Here is a 15,768-nt window from a genome sequence, read left to right on the forward strand (position 1 = left end):
GTTCAGATTTCACCAGATTTAGCACCATCTCGCATGAACCACTCCGATACGCTTGAACTTAGTTTACAACTCCTCCGCCAACCTTCTGTAACGCCAGTAGACCATGATTGTCAAAACATCATGGCTGATCGTTTATCAAAAATTGGTTTTAATATCGAAAAGCTCCGATTTGAGGATGTCGATAACTTATGGGCTCGTCGTGGTACAGAAAATCCAGTTTTCTGTTTTGCTGGTCATACTGATGTGGTTCCAACTGGACACCTAGATGCATGGAACTCAGATCCGTTCCAACCCACCATTCGTGATGGAAAATTATATGGTCGTGGCTCGGCGGATATGAAGACCGCTTTAGCTGCAATGGTTGTTGCTTCAGAGCGTTTCGTCGCAAAACATCCAGATCACAAAGGCTCAATTGCTTTTTTAATTACATCAGATGAAGAAGGCCCATCGATTAATGGTACGGTCAAAGTAGTTGAAACTTTAGAAGCACGTAATGAAAAAATGACTTGGTGCTTAGTTGGTGAACCATCAAGCACTAATCAACTCGGCGATATCGTAAAAAATGGTCGTCGAGGCTCTCTAAATGCGGTATTGACTGTAAATGGAAAACAAGGTCACGTTGCTTACCCTCATCTTGCAGAAAATCCGATTCATCTTGCTTCTAAAGCATTAAATGAGTTATGTGAAACTGTATGGGACAATGGTAATGAATATTTTCCAGCCACCTCATTCCAGATCTCGAATATTCAAGCAGGTACGGGTGCGACCAATGTCATTCCTGGTCACCTAAAAGTGACATTTAATTTTCGCTATTCGACTGAAGTTACCGCAGAAATCCTTCAACAGCGTGTCTTAGAAATACTAGATAAACATAAGTTAAATTACGATATTAGCTGGACATTTTCAGGCTTACCATTCCTAACACCCGTCGGTGAATTAGTAAATGCTGCAAAAACTGCAATTAAGGATGTGACTGGTGTAGAAACAGTACTTTCAACCAGTGGTGGGACATCTGATGGCCGCTTTATCGCACCGACTGGCGCACAAGTTTTAGAACTTGGGGTTTTAAATGCGACGATTCATCAAATTAATGAACATGTGAATGTTGATGATCTAGAACCGTTAGCTGAAATTTACGAACAAATCCTTGTCCAACTGCTTGCTTAAGATAATGATTTAAAAATAAAAGGAACTCTAAAATGAGTTCCTTTTTATTTTTTTATAACCCCAATTGGGCTTCTATATTTTGCAAATTCGGGACAAAGAATCTTTTCTCACCCATTTTTACGTATTTAAAAACGTTTTGATCCTCAATTTCACCTTCCTCATCAACGATCTCCGAAATACGTAAACGGATCGACTCGGGCATTTCACTACAAATAAGTGCAAAACGCTGTGAAACATCTTCTCCTTCCACAACCAACGCAACCCCTTGTTTCTGCAAAGGATCATGTAAAGCAAATACAGGTAGTTTTAAATCATGCCACTCGATATGTTCTACATTGGTAGGCGTATCCATTGCTGATAAAACAATATTCTGCGGTAGAAGCATCGGAACTTTTTGATGACACTCAATAATATAGGCATCAATAAATCCAGTCGAGACTGTAATAAGATGCTGTAACTCTTGTTGATCAATCTGTCCTAATGCGGTGTTAGCGCTTTTCTTTACCATTCTTATTCACCTTAATCAGCGCACTGCAAGTAAGCTTTCAATATTTTCTAAGAGCGTTTCCTCTTGGAATGGTTTACCCATATATTGGCTAACGCCTAAGGATAATGCACGTTCACGATGCTTCTCCCCTGTACGCGACGTAATCATAATGATTGGTAAATCACGATGGATTTCATGATGGCGTACTAGATTGGTCACTTCGAAACCATCCATTCGTGGCATTTCGATATCCAGTAGCATTAGATCAGGCTTCACTGTTTCAAGCTGCTCCATTGCATCAACACCATCCTTGGCAGTCACCACATCATAACCTTGTCGTTCTAACAAGCGTGAAGTCACTTTACGTACTGTCACTGAGTCATCGACAATCATGATGAGACGACGCTCATCGTAACGCTGTTTAGTATAGCTTTCATCTGCTTGCTTACTTCGGGCAGTTGACTGTGCTTGTCGTGCCAAGTTTCGACCATCTAAAATCAAACACACCTGACCGTCACCTAAGATTGTTGCCCCCGCGATGACGCCAATGCTTGAGAATTGTTGCCCAACAGGTTTAACAACAATTTGCCCACGAGAACCAATCAATTGATCAACCAATAATGCAGTCATCTGACCTTGGGCACCTTTGATCAGCAACACAGGTAAAGAATGCACAATACCGCTCAAACGAGGAATAGGCTGTCCAGCGACAAACTCTGATAAATAGCGTAAACGATAATCTTCTTGGTCAATTTTGAAATAATCATCTTGGCTTTCAAAGTACTGTTCTAAAGCCATTGGTGAGATACGAACAATACGGTCAATCTGTGCCAATGGGAATGCAAACTGTTGATCGCCTGCTTTTACCATCAAGGCATCGCTTACTGCGACGGTAGTCGGTACGCGAATTGTAAATGTAGTCCCTTTACCTAAAGTGGAACTCACACTCACGTGACCACCTAGAGCTTTAATATCACTTTGCACCACATCTAGACCGACACCACGTCCTGAAATCTGTGTGACTTGTGCCGCAGTACTAAAACCTGGATGGAAGATAAACTGAAGGATTTCTTCTTGATCAAGTTTCTGATCTTTGGTCATCAATCCAGTTTGAATCGCTTTTTCTTTAATACGATTGACATCGATACCTTTACCATCATCACTAAAAGTAACAACGACATCTGTACCTTGACGACCAATATTTAAAACAATATGTCCAGTTTCTGGCTTTTTCGCTTGTAAACGTTGTTCACGATCTTCAATACCATGGTCAATCGCATTACGTAACATATGTTCAAATGGTGCAACTAAACGCTCCAAAATACTACGGTCTAACTCACCTTCAGTATTATTCACCACCAGCTCAGTGGGACGATTAAGCGTCGAAGCTGTTTGACGGACGATACGCTGTAAACGAGGTAACAAACGCGAGAATGGTACCAATCGTGTACGCATTAGACTTTCTTGGATTTCCGCCTGAATACGAGATTGTTGCAGTAATAAACCTTCTGTATCACGAATCTTCTCTGAAAGTGTCGTCTTAAAGTCGACCAAATCCGATGCGGATTCTGCAAGAGATTTTGACAACTGATTTAAAGAAGAATATTGATCCATTTCGAGCGGGTCAAAGTCTGCGTAACGGGCATCTTCACCGCCATGTCGCGCGATAATTTGGCTTTCTAACTCGCCTTCCATCCGGCGCAACTGGTCCGCCAAACGTTTGATCGCTAGTTCCATTTCAGTCAACGTACCACCGAGTTGACCTAAGTCCATTTCAATACGTGAACGGTTGATCGCATTCTCACCTGATAAATCAATCATCTTCTCAATGACTTCAGCTGAAACACGAATCATTTCATTGTTCTGTTCAATACGTTCAGTACTTTCCCACTCGCCGAACATTGATGGTGGTTCCGAACCATCACCTTGCACAAACTCCATTGTATATTCTGGAGTGAAAATATCCCTTGCAGAAAGCTTTTGAGGAAGTTGTGCAGCTACATCAACAAATTCCATATTTTCAAGGCTTTGTTTTAAACCATCGAAATTGGCATATTGACGTTTAAAGATGGCATCATTGAGCCATGCTAATGCAGTATTCAATAAATTATCGTAAACATTTGAGCTAAAATGATGTAGACCAAACTGCTCGAATGCATTTTCTAAGTGGTATGCAATAATTGCGATTGCATCCATTTCAGCCATACGTGCACCGCCTTTAAGACTATGTGCATTACGCTGAAGTTGTAATAATAAACTTCGATTACCGCGTTGTTCAAACCATTGTTTTAATAAATGTTGAGCTTGTTCGAGCAATTCTTCGGCTTCTTCGAGGAAAGTTTGTTCTACTAAAGAACGAACATCTTCTTCGTCTGTTGTCTCCTCAGCAGTTTCCTGCATCTGGCTCGATACAACCTCATCACGCTCTGTGTCTGAATCTATTTCAGCTATTTGAAGCGATGGCTCTACCGCAGCAAAACTAAACTCTGTTTCATTGGTTATAGCCTGTTGTTCAACATTTTCAAATGATGAACCTGCAAACTCCAAATCAACAGTTTCAAGTGCTGTTGAGGTTTCATCTATCTCAGTTTCAGGCTCATAAAGCTCGCCTTCTACCGTTTGGTCTGCATGTTGTAGCAATTGAATAACATGCGTTGAAGGATAGTCAGTTTGTTGATCACGGATGGTTTGAATACGGTCTGCAATATCATCTTGAACCAGACGAATAATTGCAATCAACTGAGCTGTTACTTGGATTTGCTGATTAATCAGTTTTTCATAAATCGTTTCTAATTCATGCGCAATCAGACCAATGTGACGCGCTTGAATCATATTTGAACCACCTTTTAAGGTGTGCAAATAACGCATTAAATTCTTTAACGCATTTACATTCTGATGATCAGCCGTCCAAGTACTTAGATCAGCATCAATACCCACCATCAGCTCATCTGCTTCCTCAAGGAAGATATCTAAGAGATCAGGATCGAAGTCTCGATTAGATTGCTCTGATTGTAATTGTTGTTTGTCCAAAACCAATTGAGCGGCGAAACTGGTAACATCAATCGAGGATTCAGAAACCGCTGCATGAGCCGGCATTTCTATTTCGATAGGAGTATCAAAATGGGAAACTTTGTCGGTATCTTGCGATACAGTAGAGTTATCAGACTGTATTCCCACTGTTGCAGGAGTTTGCATCAAATTAGTCAATACTACCAAGACATGCGTTGATGGATAATCGACTTGCTGATCACGGATCGTTTGAATACGATCTGCGATATCATCCTGTACTGAGCGAATCACAGCAATAAGTGATGAGGTCGGTTGAATCTGTTGATTAATCAATTTTTCATAAATTGTTTCTAACTCATGCGCAATCAAACCAATGTGACGCGCTTGAATCATATTTGAGCCACCTTTTAAGGTATGTAAATACCGCATCAAGTTTTTAAGTGCGTTCACATTTTGTGGATCAGCAACCCAAGTACTGAGATCGGTATCAATACCGACTAAAAGCTCATCAGCTTCTTCAAGGAAAATATCTAATAGATCAGGGTCAAAATCACGATTCGATTCACTTGTCAGCAACTGTTGTTTGTCTAAAGCAAACTGAGCGGCTAAATCGCTCGTTTCTACGACTGAATCCCGTACAACTTCTGGTTCATTTAACGGAACCACTTGATCATTATCTATCTCAATCTTATCTGTTTCTAATAATTCGATATTCTGTTGAGTAAATGTACTCAACTCATTGAGCATTCGTTCATGTTCTTTGGTTAGGGTAACTCGCTGCCCTGCGGCCAATGTATCAAATAATTGAATAAATTGTTGATGGACTTGATCATATAACTTAAATCCATACTCAAGATTCAGTAAGCTTGGCTTAAAGATTAAGTCCTGATAACTCGACCTTAATAGACTGGTGTATTGATAGATTCCAATCGTTGCATGATGGTGTGTATGTTGCAATAAAATCTCAGCTTGCTGGCTGAGTTGCTGAATATATTGCGGAAATTCAGTTCTTACACGTTGCTCAAAATCAGATTCCACATCTAGTAAATCTTGAATATTAAGCTCCAGTAGCTGTGAAACCAGCCCTTGTGGTCTTAAATTTTCACCTTGAGCGTCTTCTAGTTGGAAATCATAACTGTCCCAAGCGGTATTGAACGTCGCATGAATTTCGTCTGTTCTTTGTTGTGTTTCTACCTGTCTTAAACTGTATAAATAATCACGCACAAATTGAGCATAGTGAGTCAGCAAAGCAGTTTCATTCGAATTAGAATCTAACTCATCATGCAATAGCGTTTTAAATAAATTTTCAACTTTTGAGCTAGCATCAAAAATTTGATCAATATGCGCCATTGCCGAACTACCACGAAGCGTATGCAAGGCTCTGATTAAATAATTGTAATGCTCACTGGTCGGATGATCATTTTGTAAGAATTGATCAATTGTTGCCAAGTGCTCCTCAGCTTCCTCCAAGAAGATCGCCAATGTTTCTTTGGCAAGGAGTTCATCTTCGGCTAACACTTCATCTGCACTTTCTAGTTCAGATTGTGTTTCTGCTTCATCTCGTTCGTTTTGATTCGCAGGATCAACAAATGTCGTTTCTTCAACTAATTCTAATCCCGTACTTAAATCTTCACTTACCAAATAATCAGCAAGCATTAATAAGTCAGAAAGCGCTGGTTCTACACTCTGCTGTTGTTGTAATTGTTGGCCTAATAGCACCAATGGTCGTAAATCGATCAGATGTGCTCGAACCGCTTTAAAATCGTGAATTAACTTAAAGCGATAAATATTAAAAATCGCTTGTACATAACGTTGAATTTCTGTCGTAAGCGGAATTGTTCCGGCTAAGACTCGATTTAACGTATCTTCCACCGTCCAACCTAACTCTCCTGAAGATTTCGCACCAACCATGCGACCAGAACCTTTTAGCGTATGGAAATGACGACGAATATCAGTCAACACATTCTGTAGATTCGGCTGTTCAATCCATTGAACTAATAATGGGTCTAACTCGACAAAGATTTCATCTAATTCTTCAATAAAAATTTCAAGAATTTCTGCATCTTGTTCAAGATAACTATCTTCAGGAAGCGTCATCGTTTCAACTAACGTTTTTAATATTTCTTTCATAGCGGCTTCTTTCGTTTTTATCCACCAATTGTGGGTAAAAAATACGAGTAACAATCACACAAGATGTCGTTCCATTTCGCCATCACCTTGTAGAGATATCCTACATCTCTAAAAATGGAAAGACAGACACCCCCATCTGCCTTTCCAATCCTGCTGCTTATTCAGGTAACTTAAAGTCAGTTACTGATTCACGTAATGATTCAGCCATATTCGCCAACTCTGAAACCGAACGTGCTGTATCAAACGTCGCTGTTGTTGTTTGCGACGTAATTTCCTGTACAACGTTCATCGTAGTCGCAATATGACTTGCTGATGCAGACTGAAGTTTTGCTGCATCCGAAATGCTTGCAATCAGTTTTGCCAAGTCGCCAGATACGGTCTGAATTTCATCGAGGGCAATACCAGCATCTTTTGCTAAGTTAGCACCACGTACAACTTCAGATGTTGTTTGTTCCATTGAAATAACGGCTTCATTGGTATCTGTTTGAATGGTTTTTACTAAGCTTTCAATCTGCTTGGTTGCTGATGCAGAACGTTCCGCAAGACGTTGAACCTCATCCGCTACGACAGCGAAACCACGTCCAGCTTCACCCGCCATCGATGCTTGAATGGCAGCATTCAATGCCAAGATGTTGGTTTGGTCCGCAATATCGTTAATCAACGAGACGATGTTACCAATCTCTTGAGATGACTCACCTAGACGCTTAATACGTTTAGATGTTTCTTGAATTTGTTCACGAATGTGATCCATACCTTCAATCGAACGGTTTACTACTTGCGCACCATTGGTTGCAATTTGTACCGAACGTTTTGCTACTTCTGCTGATTCAGATGCATTCGCAGATACTTGGTCAATTGACAATGCCATTTCATTCATTGCAGCTGAAGCACCAGCAATCTCTTGAGCCTGATGCTCAGAAGCTTCTGCCAATTGATTGGTAATGCTTTGCGTATCTTGAGTATAACGTGCAACTTCTTGTGATGTATCGGTGATTCGAGAAACAAGATCGCGTAATTGATCAATCGCAAAGTTAATCGAGTCAGCGATTGCACCAGTGAAGTCTTCCGATACGGTCGCGTATGAACGTAAATCACCATCAGCTAAGTCAGCAATCTCATCAAGTAAACGTAAAATCGCGTTTTGGTTACGATCATATTCATCTTGTAAACGTGTCACACGCTCTTTATCTGTATTGCTACGCAGTGCAAGTAACTGAAGTGCTGAGAAAACCAAGACACCTAAAGCTAAAATTAATGCAATACCCGCTAATACATTCCCCCAACCGCCTTCTGCCTTATCTGACAAAGCATTTAACGAAGTCAACAAGGCATCAGATTGAGTAAAAATTTCAGAAGATGCTTGACGTACATGGACAATCTGGTTGGCATTTTTTAGAACCGTTTCAGCCGCCAATTTTAAAACAGCGTCATAATCGGATTTAATACTATCAACCGATTCACGTAACTCTGGTGAACGAATACGATCAACACCCAGCTCAGAACTACCATTCAATTGAGCATTCAGGTAAATACCAAAGGTTTCAATATCTGCGCCAAAGTCATTTGCTGAAGCGTTTGAGTTATCCGTTCCAACCAAAACCGAGTTGATAGAACGTAAAATACGCTCCGCAATGAACACTTGGTTTTTGGTGATGATTACCTGACTACTTGGCATGTTCTCACGAACCATCTGGTCAACCATCAAGTTATATTCAGCCTGAATCTCAGGAATCGTTTCACTAATCGAAATGTTAGTGTCATACAGCTGATTAATGATTGCTTGTTGAGACGCAATTAAATCAATGTTCTTCGATACATTGGTCCATAACTCATTGACCTTTTTATATTCATCAGAACCTTTACCATATACATCTTCCACCACTTCCAGATTTTCTGCAAAGCGCTTTTCAGAAGCAACTAGGTTATTCATCGTCTCAGAGGTACCTGAAGCCGTTGCTTCAGTCGCTTGACGTGAAATCATCTGCGAAAGCAAACGTAATTCACCTAAGCTACGCGTTAATTGGTTAGAACGCGGCAAACTCACGAACAAATAAATTAAGAGGATAACTGCAAGGACCAAAGCAATTAAGGCACGATAGATAATCGGCTTAGACTTTTCAGTTTCACCGAATAAACGAGAAAATTGATCAAGCTGTGTACGAATTTTTCCTAAAAAAACCCCACCCTTCTTCGATCCTGCACCGTCACTACCATTCTTCTTTTTAAGTTTAAAGCCCATTCCAGCTTCTCCCCTGAATACGCGTTTATCTTCCGCCGCGTATTAAATTAGTTTATAAACTTTATTGATGCGTTCATGTACTGAGGATTTTTTAACAATCGACTCAATAAGAACACATGCCATTGTTGATTATGTTGGTGGAAATACCCCTGACAATAGTCTTTTAATTTACTGTCTAGCTCATTACTTTGAGAAAAAAAACTCTTTTTATTGAAGTGTTGAATTCCCAAGACCTGATCAACGACCAACCCCACATAATGATCTTGATGGCTAATACAAATTACTTTTTGTGTCGGAGAAAATTGACTTCGCTGATCTGAAATAAAATGTGATAAATCAGTCACTGAAAGTAATCTTCCGCGGATATTTGCCAAACCACGCACCCACGCCTGAGTATTCGGTACAGGTGTATATTTTGGAGGATAAATCACCTCTGAAATTTCCCCCAATGGTGCAACAAAATATTGCCCTAACATCTCAAATGCAATACCAGACCAACGGCTGACTTCATTTTGAGTTGCAGTATATTGCTTGTTACCTCGCTTGGATAAACGAAGCAACTCGATAAATCCGTTTGCTGCCATACTCTATCCCGTTATTACGTCATGAGAGGCTCATAGTGAGCGAACCAATTAACTTAATAGCTGTTTAATCACATCAATAAGCTGTTGCTCATCTACTGGCTTGGTCAAATAATCACTTGCCCCTTGACGCTTACCCCATACACGATCCGTCGCTTGGTCTTTGGTACTTACAATCACAACAGGAATATGTTGTGTATCTTTCGCCTTACTGATCTGACGTGTTGCTTGGAAGCCATTCATTCCTGGCATGACAACATCCATAAGCACTAAATCAGGCAATTCAGCTTGTGCCATTGTTACCCCATCAGCACCATTGGTTGCTTCTAAAACTTCATAACCGTGTTTAGTTAAAATTTCTCTAAAGCGAAATGTTTCAGTAGGTGAATCATCTACAATAAGAATACGAGCCATTTTTTCCTCAATTTTTTAAATTTTATGCGCTAACATGGTTACGGATAGCACTCAACAGCTCATCCTTACTAAATGGCTTCGTTAAATATTCATCTGACCCCACAACTCGCCCTTTTGCTTGATCAAATAAACCATCTTTGCTTGAAAGCATAATGACAGGAATATTTTGATAATTTAATGAATTCTTGATCAATGCACAGGTTTGATAACCGTCTAAACGCGGCATCATAATATCCACAAAAACGATATCGGGATTTGCTTCAGCAATTTTTGATAATGCTTCGAAACCGTCAACTGCAGTAATTACTTCACAACCTTCACGTTGTAACAAGGTCTCAGCTGTACGACGAATCGTTTTTGAATCGTCAATCACCATCACCTTTAAATTCTGAAATTTATCTTCCATTTAATTGTTCCGCCCCATTCACTCAATACACATTGTGGTTGGTTTAATTTGTTTTATACAGTTTGATATTTTTAACATATCTTTACTTGCATTATCAACGAAGTTTTTTGAACCAACCTATCAGTTTCCCAGAACAATCGTAAGTAGTTCACACTTTTAATTAAATTCCTATTTTTTTTGCATTCTAACTATTTTTAATTGTATAAATAACCACTAATATACAATTGATTATTATTTAAAAATAAGTGTTTTAGTTAACTTTTTTACGGGAGATGTAATGACTGGTTCGTTAAAGTACGCTTTCCGCGTTAGCCAGCTTAAAACGATGACTTGCATTTACATTTGCTCATTTTCCCTATTAGTACTCATTTGCACTTCTACCCTTGCTTCCACCGATCCAGCCAAAGCAGTTTGGTATCGCTATTATGATAGTAATGGTGTTGCCAATGTCAGCACATCTGTTTCACCCGATCATATTCGTCATGGATACGAAGCGCTTGATCGAAATATGCAAGTGATTAGGCGTAACCGCCCTTATAATGCGGCTGTGGATGCACAACAATCTGTACAAAGAGAAGCTTTAGCTCGCCAAAGAGAACAGGATTTACGGTTAAAACGAGCTTATGGTAGTTCTCAGATTGCCACTGCAAAAAGAAACCAGATTCTAGAAAATTTAAAAAAACAATTGAATTATCAACAAGAACAACTCCAGCAATTGCAAAGTGATAAAATTCGATTTAAACGTCAGGAAATGGAATATCACCGCAAAGGGCAAGCGGTTCCAGCACAGCTCAAGAGTAATCTTGCAAACAATACGCAGAATATTGAAAGTGTCAAAAAAACGGTTGAAAGTCTCCGAAATGCGTATCAAAAAACAGATTACGAATACACAGATATCATTTATCGACTCAAAAAACTCGAATCAAATCAATAATCACACAATAAATCCAATCTATTTTTGTCTTATAAATAACAAGAATTTCGCTAGCCCCCCCATGGATTTAGAAAGCTGATACGAGTTTTTACTGCGCCAAATCCCTTGATTCATGTCATAATGCCTGCTAGTTCAAATGTAGGTGAGCAGTATTGACTGATGTTCACCATTTTTAATTACACTTAACTTTAGGACAGTTTCCATGCGCGCAAGCCGCTTTTTATTTGCAACGTTAAGAGAAACCCCAAATGATGCTGAGGTTATTTCTCATCAGCTCATGTTACGTGCGGGGATGATCCGTAAACTCGCTTCTGGCTTATACTCTTGGTTGCCCATGGGAACACGTGTTTTAAAGAAAGTAGATGCGATTGTCCGTGAGGAAATGAATCGTTCTGGCGCATTAGAAGTCTTTATGCCAGTGACCCAACCTGCCGCATTATGGGAAGAGTCTGGTCGTTTTGAACAATATGGCCCTGAATTACTACGCTTCAAAGATCGTCACGATAACGATTTTGTGCTTGGCCCTACCCATGAAGAAGTCATCACAGATTTAGCGCGTAATGAATTAAAGAGCTATAAACAACTTCCTTTGAATTTTTATCAAATTCAGACCAAATTCCGTGATGAAATTCGACCACGATTTGGTGTAATGCGTTCTCGTGAATTCATTATGAAAGACGCTTATTCTTTCCACGCAAATCAAGAATCATTGCAAGAAACATATGATGTAATGTATGACACTTATAGTCGTATCTTTAGCCGCCTCGGATTGGACTTCCGTCCTGTGCAAGCGGATACAGGCTCTATTGGTGGATCAGCATCTCATGAGTTTCATGTCCTTGCTGCAAGTGGTGAAGATGATATCGCCTTTTCCACTGAGTCAGACTACGCCGCAAACGTCGAAATGGCTGAAGCAGTTTTAGTGGGTGAACGCGCTGCTGCGACCCAAAATTTTGCTTTAGTCGACACACCAAATCAAAAAACCATCGCTGATGTTTGCCAATTCCTCAATGCCGATGCGAAACAATCTGTAAAAGCATTATTGGTACAGGGTGTTGTTGATGAAGCAGGCAATACACCAATCGTGGCATTATTCTTACGTGGCGATCACGAGCTAAATGAAATCAAAGCTGAAAAACATCCTTTGATTGCAGCACCATTAACTTTTGCAACTGAAGCACAATTGCAAAAATATGGCTTAACTGCTGGTTTCTGTGGTCCACAAGGTTTGGTTGAAAAAGGCTTAACCGTGATTGTAGACCGGGCTGCATCTGTATTATCTGACTTTATTGCTGGTGCAAATGAAGTTGATAAACACGCAACTGGTATAAACTGGGATCGTGATGCAACATTTACAGAGGTTTATGACCTTCGTAATGTAGTTGAGGGTGATCCATCTCCTGATGGTAAAGGCACTTTGCAAATTAAGCGTGGTATCGAAGTTGGTCATATCTTCCAACTGGGTACGAAATATTCTGAAGCTTTGGGTTGTAAAGTACTGGGTGAAGATGGCAAACCATTTACCGTGACTATGGGCTGTTATGGTATTGGCGTGACTCGTGTGGTTGCAGCAGCAATTGAACAGAACTTCGATGATAAAGGTATTATTTGGCCACAAACAATTGCACCCTTCGATGTTGCCATAGTTCCGATGAATGCGCATAAATCACCACGCACGGTAGAAGCAGCTGAAGCACTTTATGCTGAACTACAAGCACTAGGTTATGATGTGTTACTTGATGATCGCAATGAGCGTCCAGGCGTTAAATTCTCTGATCTTGAATTGATGGGTATTCCTCATCGTATTGTAATCGGCGAGAAAGGTCTAGATGCTGGTACTTTTGAGTACAAAGGTCGTCGTGATGCTGAAGCAAGTAACCTCGATAAAGAAGCGTTATTCGCAAAACTCGCTCGCTAATCGAAATTTAAGATGTAAAAAAGCCGTTTCAATGAAACGGCTTTTTATTGAGAGATTAGACGGTAGTATCCTTGATCGTTTCTGATGAACCATTATTTTTTACCGATTCAACTCCTTTATCACGTGATTGTTCACTCGCATACAATTGGCTGGTACCAATAATCTGATGATTCGCTGCTTTAAGATTAAAATAAGGTTTATCATTTTTAGAAGTTAAGCGTTCATAACGTGTATCATCTGAACTATTCTTTTGCACAGATGCAATACCATTCATCGCTGAAGCTTTGGCCTTGTACAACTCACTCGTTAAAATGACCTCGCCATTGCCTGCCTTGAGTGTAAAACGGTATTGCCCATCACTTGCCTGACTTACTTCGAACCATCCTGCCATAAGGACCTCTATTTATTGGAGTTAGTTTTGATTGTTATACTCATCCAATATAGATCAGCATTTGCTGTTTAAGAAGATTAAATTTTGTTCAATTTTGGTAAGTGATGTAACTAAAAAAAGAGCATTTACATGCTCTTTTTTCAGTGTTCGGATTAAACTTTTTTAACAAATTCAGATTTAAGTTTCATCGCACCAACCCCATCAATTTTACAATCAATGTTATGACCATCACTGGCGTCAGGTACTAAACGAATACTTTTAACTTTTGTTCCAACTTTAACAACTGAAGATGAACCTTTGATTTTCAAATCTTTAATTACAGTCACACTATCCCCATCTGCTAGAACATTGCCATTTGCGTCCTTAATAATTTCTTCTAATTCAGCAGTCTGACTCTCCCCTTCTTTCCACTCATGTGAGCACTCAGGACAAATGAATAAGTCACCATCTTGATAAGTATATTCTGATTGGCATTGTGGGCAATTTGGAAAAGACATAAAAAATCTCAAAAACTCTATTATGATCCATAGCCTTTATTTTTCAAAATTTACCCTTCATTCTTTTTCCACATTTAAGTTTATATTTTTACTCTGAAAATTCGATCAAGTTTTTCATTTTCAGCTATTACACTGTTCAACTGATAAGTAATTTGAATCTCTTATTGGTCAGGTATATCAGCTTGGACCAATAAACTTAATAAATATAATGATTCTTGCCAACCCAAATAGCAGGCTTCAACAGGGATTACATCTGGAATATCTTCTTGAGTGATATTGACTTCAGTACCAACCATGACTGGTTTCAATTCAATCGTAACCTGAATATCTCCAGCCAAATTCGGATCATCAAATTTATCGATATAACGGAGTAATTCATTTGGAACAAGCTCAAGATAAGTACCACTGAATGAATGTACCTGACCCGTTGAGAAATTTGTAAATGATATCTTATATGTTCCGTCTTTTTGCGGTTCCAAATGGTGAACCTTGGCTGTAAACCCATGAGGTGCCATCCATTTAACTAAAGCATCCGGATCTAAGAAGGCTTTAAAGACTCGTTCTGCTGGTGCTCTGAACACTTGATGTAGTTTCACTGTGCCTGTCATTTTTATTCTCCAATATCAATATTATTTTGCTCTTTAGGCTGCTCATCACAATCGTTATACAAAGATGAAGCGATCTATTATTCATTTCAGCATGAATATCAACATTCATAAGCTGCTTTTTTGTGAAAAATGGCGCAAAATAACCATTCTTATTTTAATGATCAGAATGCAGCTTTAGGATTGATCTATGAACCAACTTGCTTTTACTGCTTTTAGCTTAAATGGTGTAGATGCACAAAAATTCTTACAAGGTCAAGTCACTGTCCATGTTGAACGATTGGTTGAGAATGAAAGCCGTTATACTGCAATTTGTGATTTAAAGGGGCGTATTCACTTTGGTCTATGGATCAAAAAAATAAATTCAGAAAGTTTTGAGCTGGTTACCACGCAGGATCAAGCAGAAGAATTTGCCAAACATATTCGTAAGTTCGGTGCATTTTCCAAAATGAAGTTAGAGGAAATGAATGCTGTTTATCCAACGATCAATGGTATTCAAACTGATTTTTCTAATTCAGAAACTGATATCAATACATGGCAAGTTCAAGCAATTCAATCTGGGCAAGCATGGATCACTCAAACGACTGAACACCTATTTCAGCCCCAAGAATTACGTCTACATCAGCGTGAAGGGGTACACTTTGATAAAGGTTGTTATCTCGGACAAGAAATTGTGGCTCGTCTTTGGTTTAAAGCTAAACCAAAACATTGGTTACATTTAATTCAGGGGAAAGAGGCAGCACCCGCTCCTGCTACACAACTGAGTAAAGATGTTGAAGTGGTCAATAGTATAGCTTACGAAGGTGGCTATCTAGCTTTAGTGATTGCCAAACCAACTGCTTTGCAAGAACTAGATGTCAATATTTTAGACTTACCTGAACCACTGAATGGTGATGTGGCGAGACCAAGTTAATCTATTGTTAAAAACAGGACTGTAAGCTAAAATTCAAAACTCATGTGTTATCGCGGCTGCTGAACCCGATTAATTCA

At 39.4% G+C, this 15,768-nt stretch carries 13 protein-coding genes; 4 read left to right on the top strand and 9 right to left on the bottom strand.

Translation table 11 applies throughout. The features are described 5' to 3' along the window. Positions 1-33 precede the first annotated feature (33 nt). The gene (dapE, locus tag DK207_RS01645; RefSeq protein ID WP_109439699.1) at positions 34-1,167 is read left to right on the top strand and encodes a succinyl-diaminopimelate desuccinylase; all 1,134 of its coding nucleotides are present in this window, start codon (positions 34-36) and stop codon (positions 1,165-1,167) included. A 52-nt stretch (positions 1,168-1,219) separates the two neighbouring features. On the opposite strand, the gene DK207_RS01650 is transcribed toward dapE, so the two are convergent. The 6 genes from DK207_RS01650 to pilG all read right to left on the bottom strand — a co-directional run bounded on the left by DK207_RS01650 (position 1,220) and on the right by pilG (position 10,433). After that, positions 1,220-1,675: a hypothetical protein gene (locus DK207_RS01650; protein ID WP_109439700.1), complete on the bottom strand. Its 456-nt coding sequence runs from the start codon at positions 1,673-1,675 to the stop codon at positions 1,220-1,222. Positions 1,676-1,690: 15 nt separating this feature from the next. Next, positions 1,691-6,793 (bottom strand): Hpt domain-containing protein, encoded by a 5,103-nt coding sequence (locus tag DK207_RS01655; protein WP_109439701.1) that lies wholly within the window; start codon positions 6,791-6,793, stop codon positions 1,691-1,693. 157 nt (positions 6,794-6,950) lie between these two features. Beyond that, positions 6,951-9,032 carry a methyl-accepting chemotaxis protein gene (locus DK207_RS01660; protein WP_109439702.1) on the bottom strand — a complete coding sequence of 694 codons (2,082 nt, stop codon included), beginning with the start codon at positions 9,030-9,032 and terminating at the stop codon, positions 6,951-6,953. A gap of 47 nt (positions 9,033-9,079) precedes the next feature. Beyond that, positions 9,080-9,616: a chemotaxis protein CheW gene (locus DK207_RS01665; RefSeq protein WP_004640625.1), complete on the bottom strand. Its 537-nt coding sequence runs from the start codon at positions 9,614-9,616 to the stop codon at positions 9,080-9,082. A 48-nt stretch (positions 9,617-9,664) separates the two neighbouring features. Beyond that, on the bottom strand, positions 9,665-10,027 hold the full coding sequence (locus tag DK207_RS01670) for a response regulator (protein WP_004640626.1): 363 nt from the start codon (positions 10,025-10,027) through the stop codon (positions 9,665-9,667). A 22-nt stretch (positions 10,028-10,049) separates the two neighbouring features. Continuing rightward, positions 10,050-10,433, bottom strand: a complete 384-nt coding sequence (pilG, locus tag DK207_RS01675) for a twitching motility response regulator PilG (RefSeq protein ID WP_004640629.1) — start codon at positions 10,431-10,433, stop codon at positions 10,050-10,052. Positions 10,434-10,710: 277 nt separating this feature from the next. On the opposite strand from pilG, the gene DK207_RS01680 reads away from it, so the two are divergent. Beyond that, entirely contained in the window at positions 10,711-11,367 is a 657-nt protein-coding gene (locus tag DK207_RS01680; protein ID WP_109439703.1) for a hypothetical protein, read from the top strand. 202 nt (positions 11,368-11,569) lie between these two features. Beyond that, a complete protein-coding gene (locus DK207_RS01685; protein ID WP_109439704.1) occupies positions 11,570-13,285 on the top strand; it encodes a proline--tRNA ligase in 1,716 nt (571 codons plus the stop codon). 55 nt (positions 13,286-13,340) lie between these two features. Here the strand turns inward: DK207_RS01685 and DK207_RS01690 are convergent, their stop codons facing one another. The 3 genes from DK207_RS01690 to DK207_RS01700 form a co-directional block, all read right to left on the bottom strand. Further along, on the bottom strand, positions 13,341-13,676 hold the full coding sequence (locus DK207_RS01690; RefSeq protein WP_109439705.1) for a YegP family protein: 336 nt from the start codon (positions 13,674-13,676) through the stop codon (positions 13,341-13,343). Between the two features lie 152 nt (positions 13,677-13,828). Beyond that, complete coding sequence (locus tag DK207_RS01695; protein ID WP_109439706.1) at positions 13,829-14,173, bottom strand: zinc ribbon domain-containing protein YjdM; 345 nt, start codon at positions 14,171-14,173, stop codon at positions 13,829-13,831. A gap of 161 nt (positions 14,174-14,334) precedes the next feature. Continuing rightward, on the bottom strand, positions 14,335-14,781 hold the full coding sequence (locus tag DK207_RS01700; RefSeq protein WP_109439707.1) for an SRPBCC family protein: 447 nt from the start codon (positions 14,779-14,781) through the stop codon (positions 14,335-14,337). A gap of 187 nt (positions 14,782-14,968) precedes the next feature. On the opposite strand from DK207_RS01700, the gene DK207_RS01705 reads away from it, so the two are divergent. Then, positions 14,969-15,691: a YgfZ/GcvT domain-containing protein gene (locus DK207_RS01705; protein ID WP_109439708.1), complete on the top strand. Its 723-nt coding sequence runs from the start codon at positions 14,969-14,971 to the stop codon at positions 15,689-15,691. Positions 15,692-15,768: the final 77 nt, after the last annotated feature.

Source organism: Acinetobacter haemolyticus (genome assembly GCF_900406815.1).
In the GTDB taxonomy this organism is placed as follows: Bacteria; Pseudomonadota; Gammaproteobacteria; order Pseudomonadales; family Moraxellaceae; genus Acinetobacter; species Acinetobacter haemolyticus_A.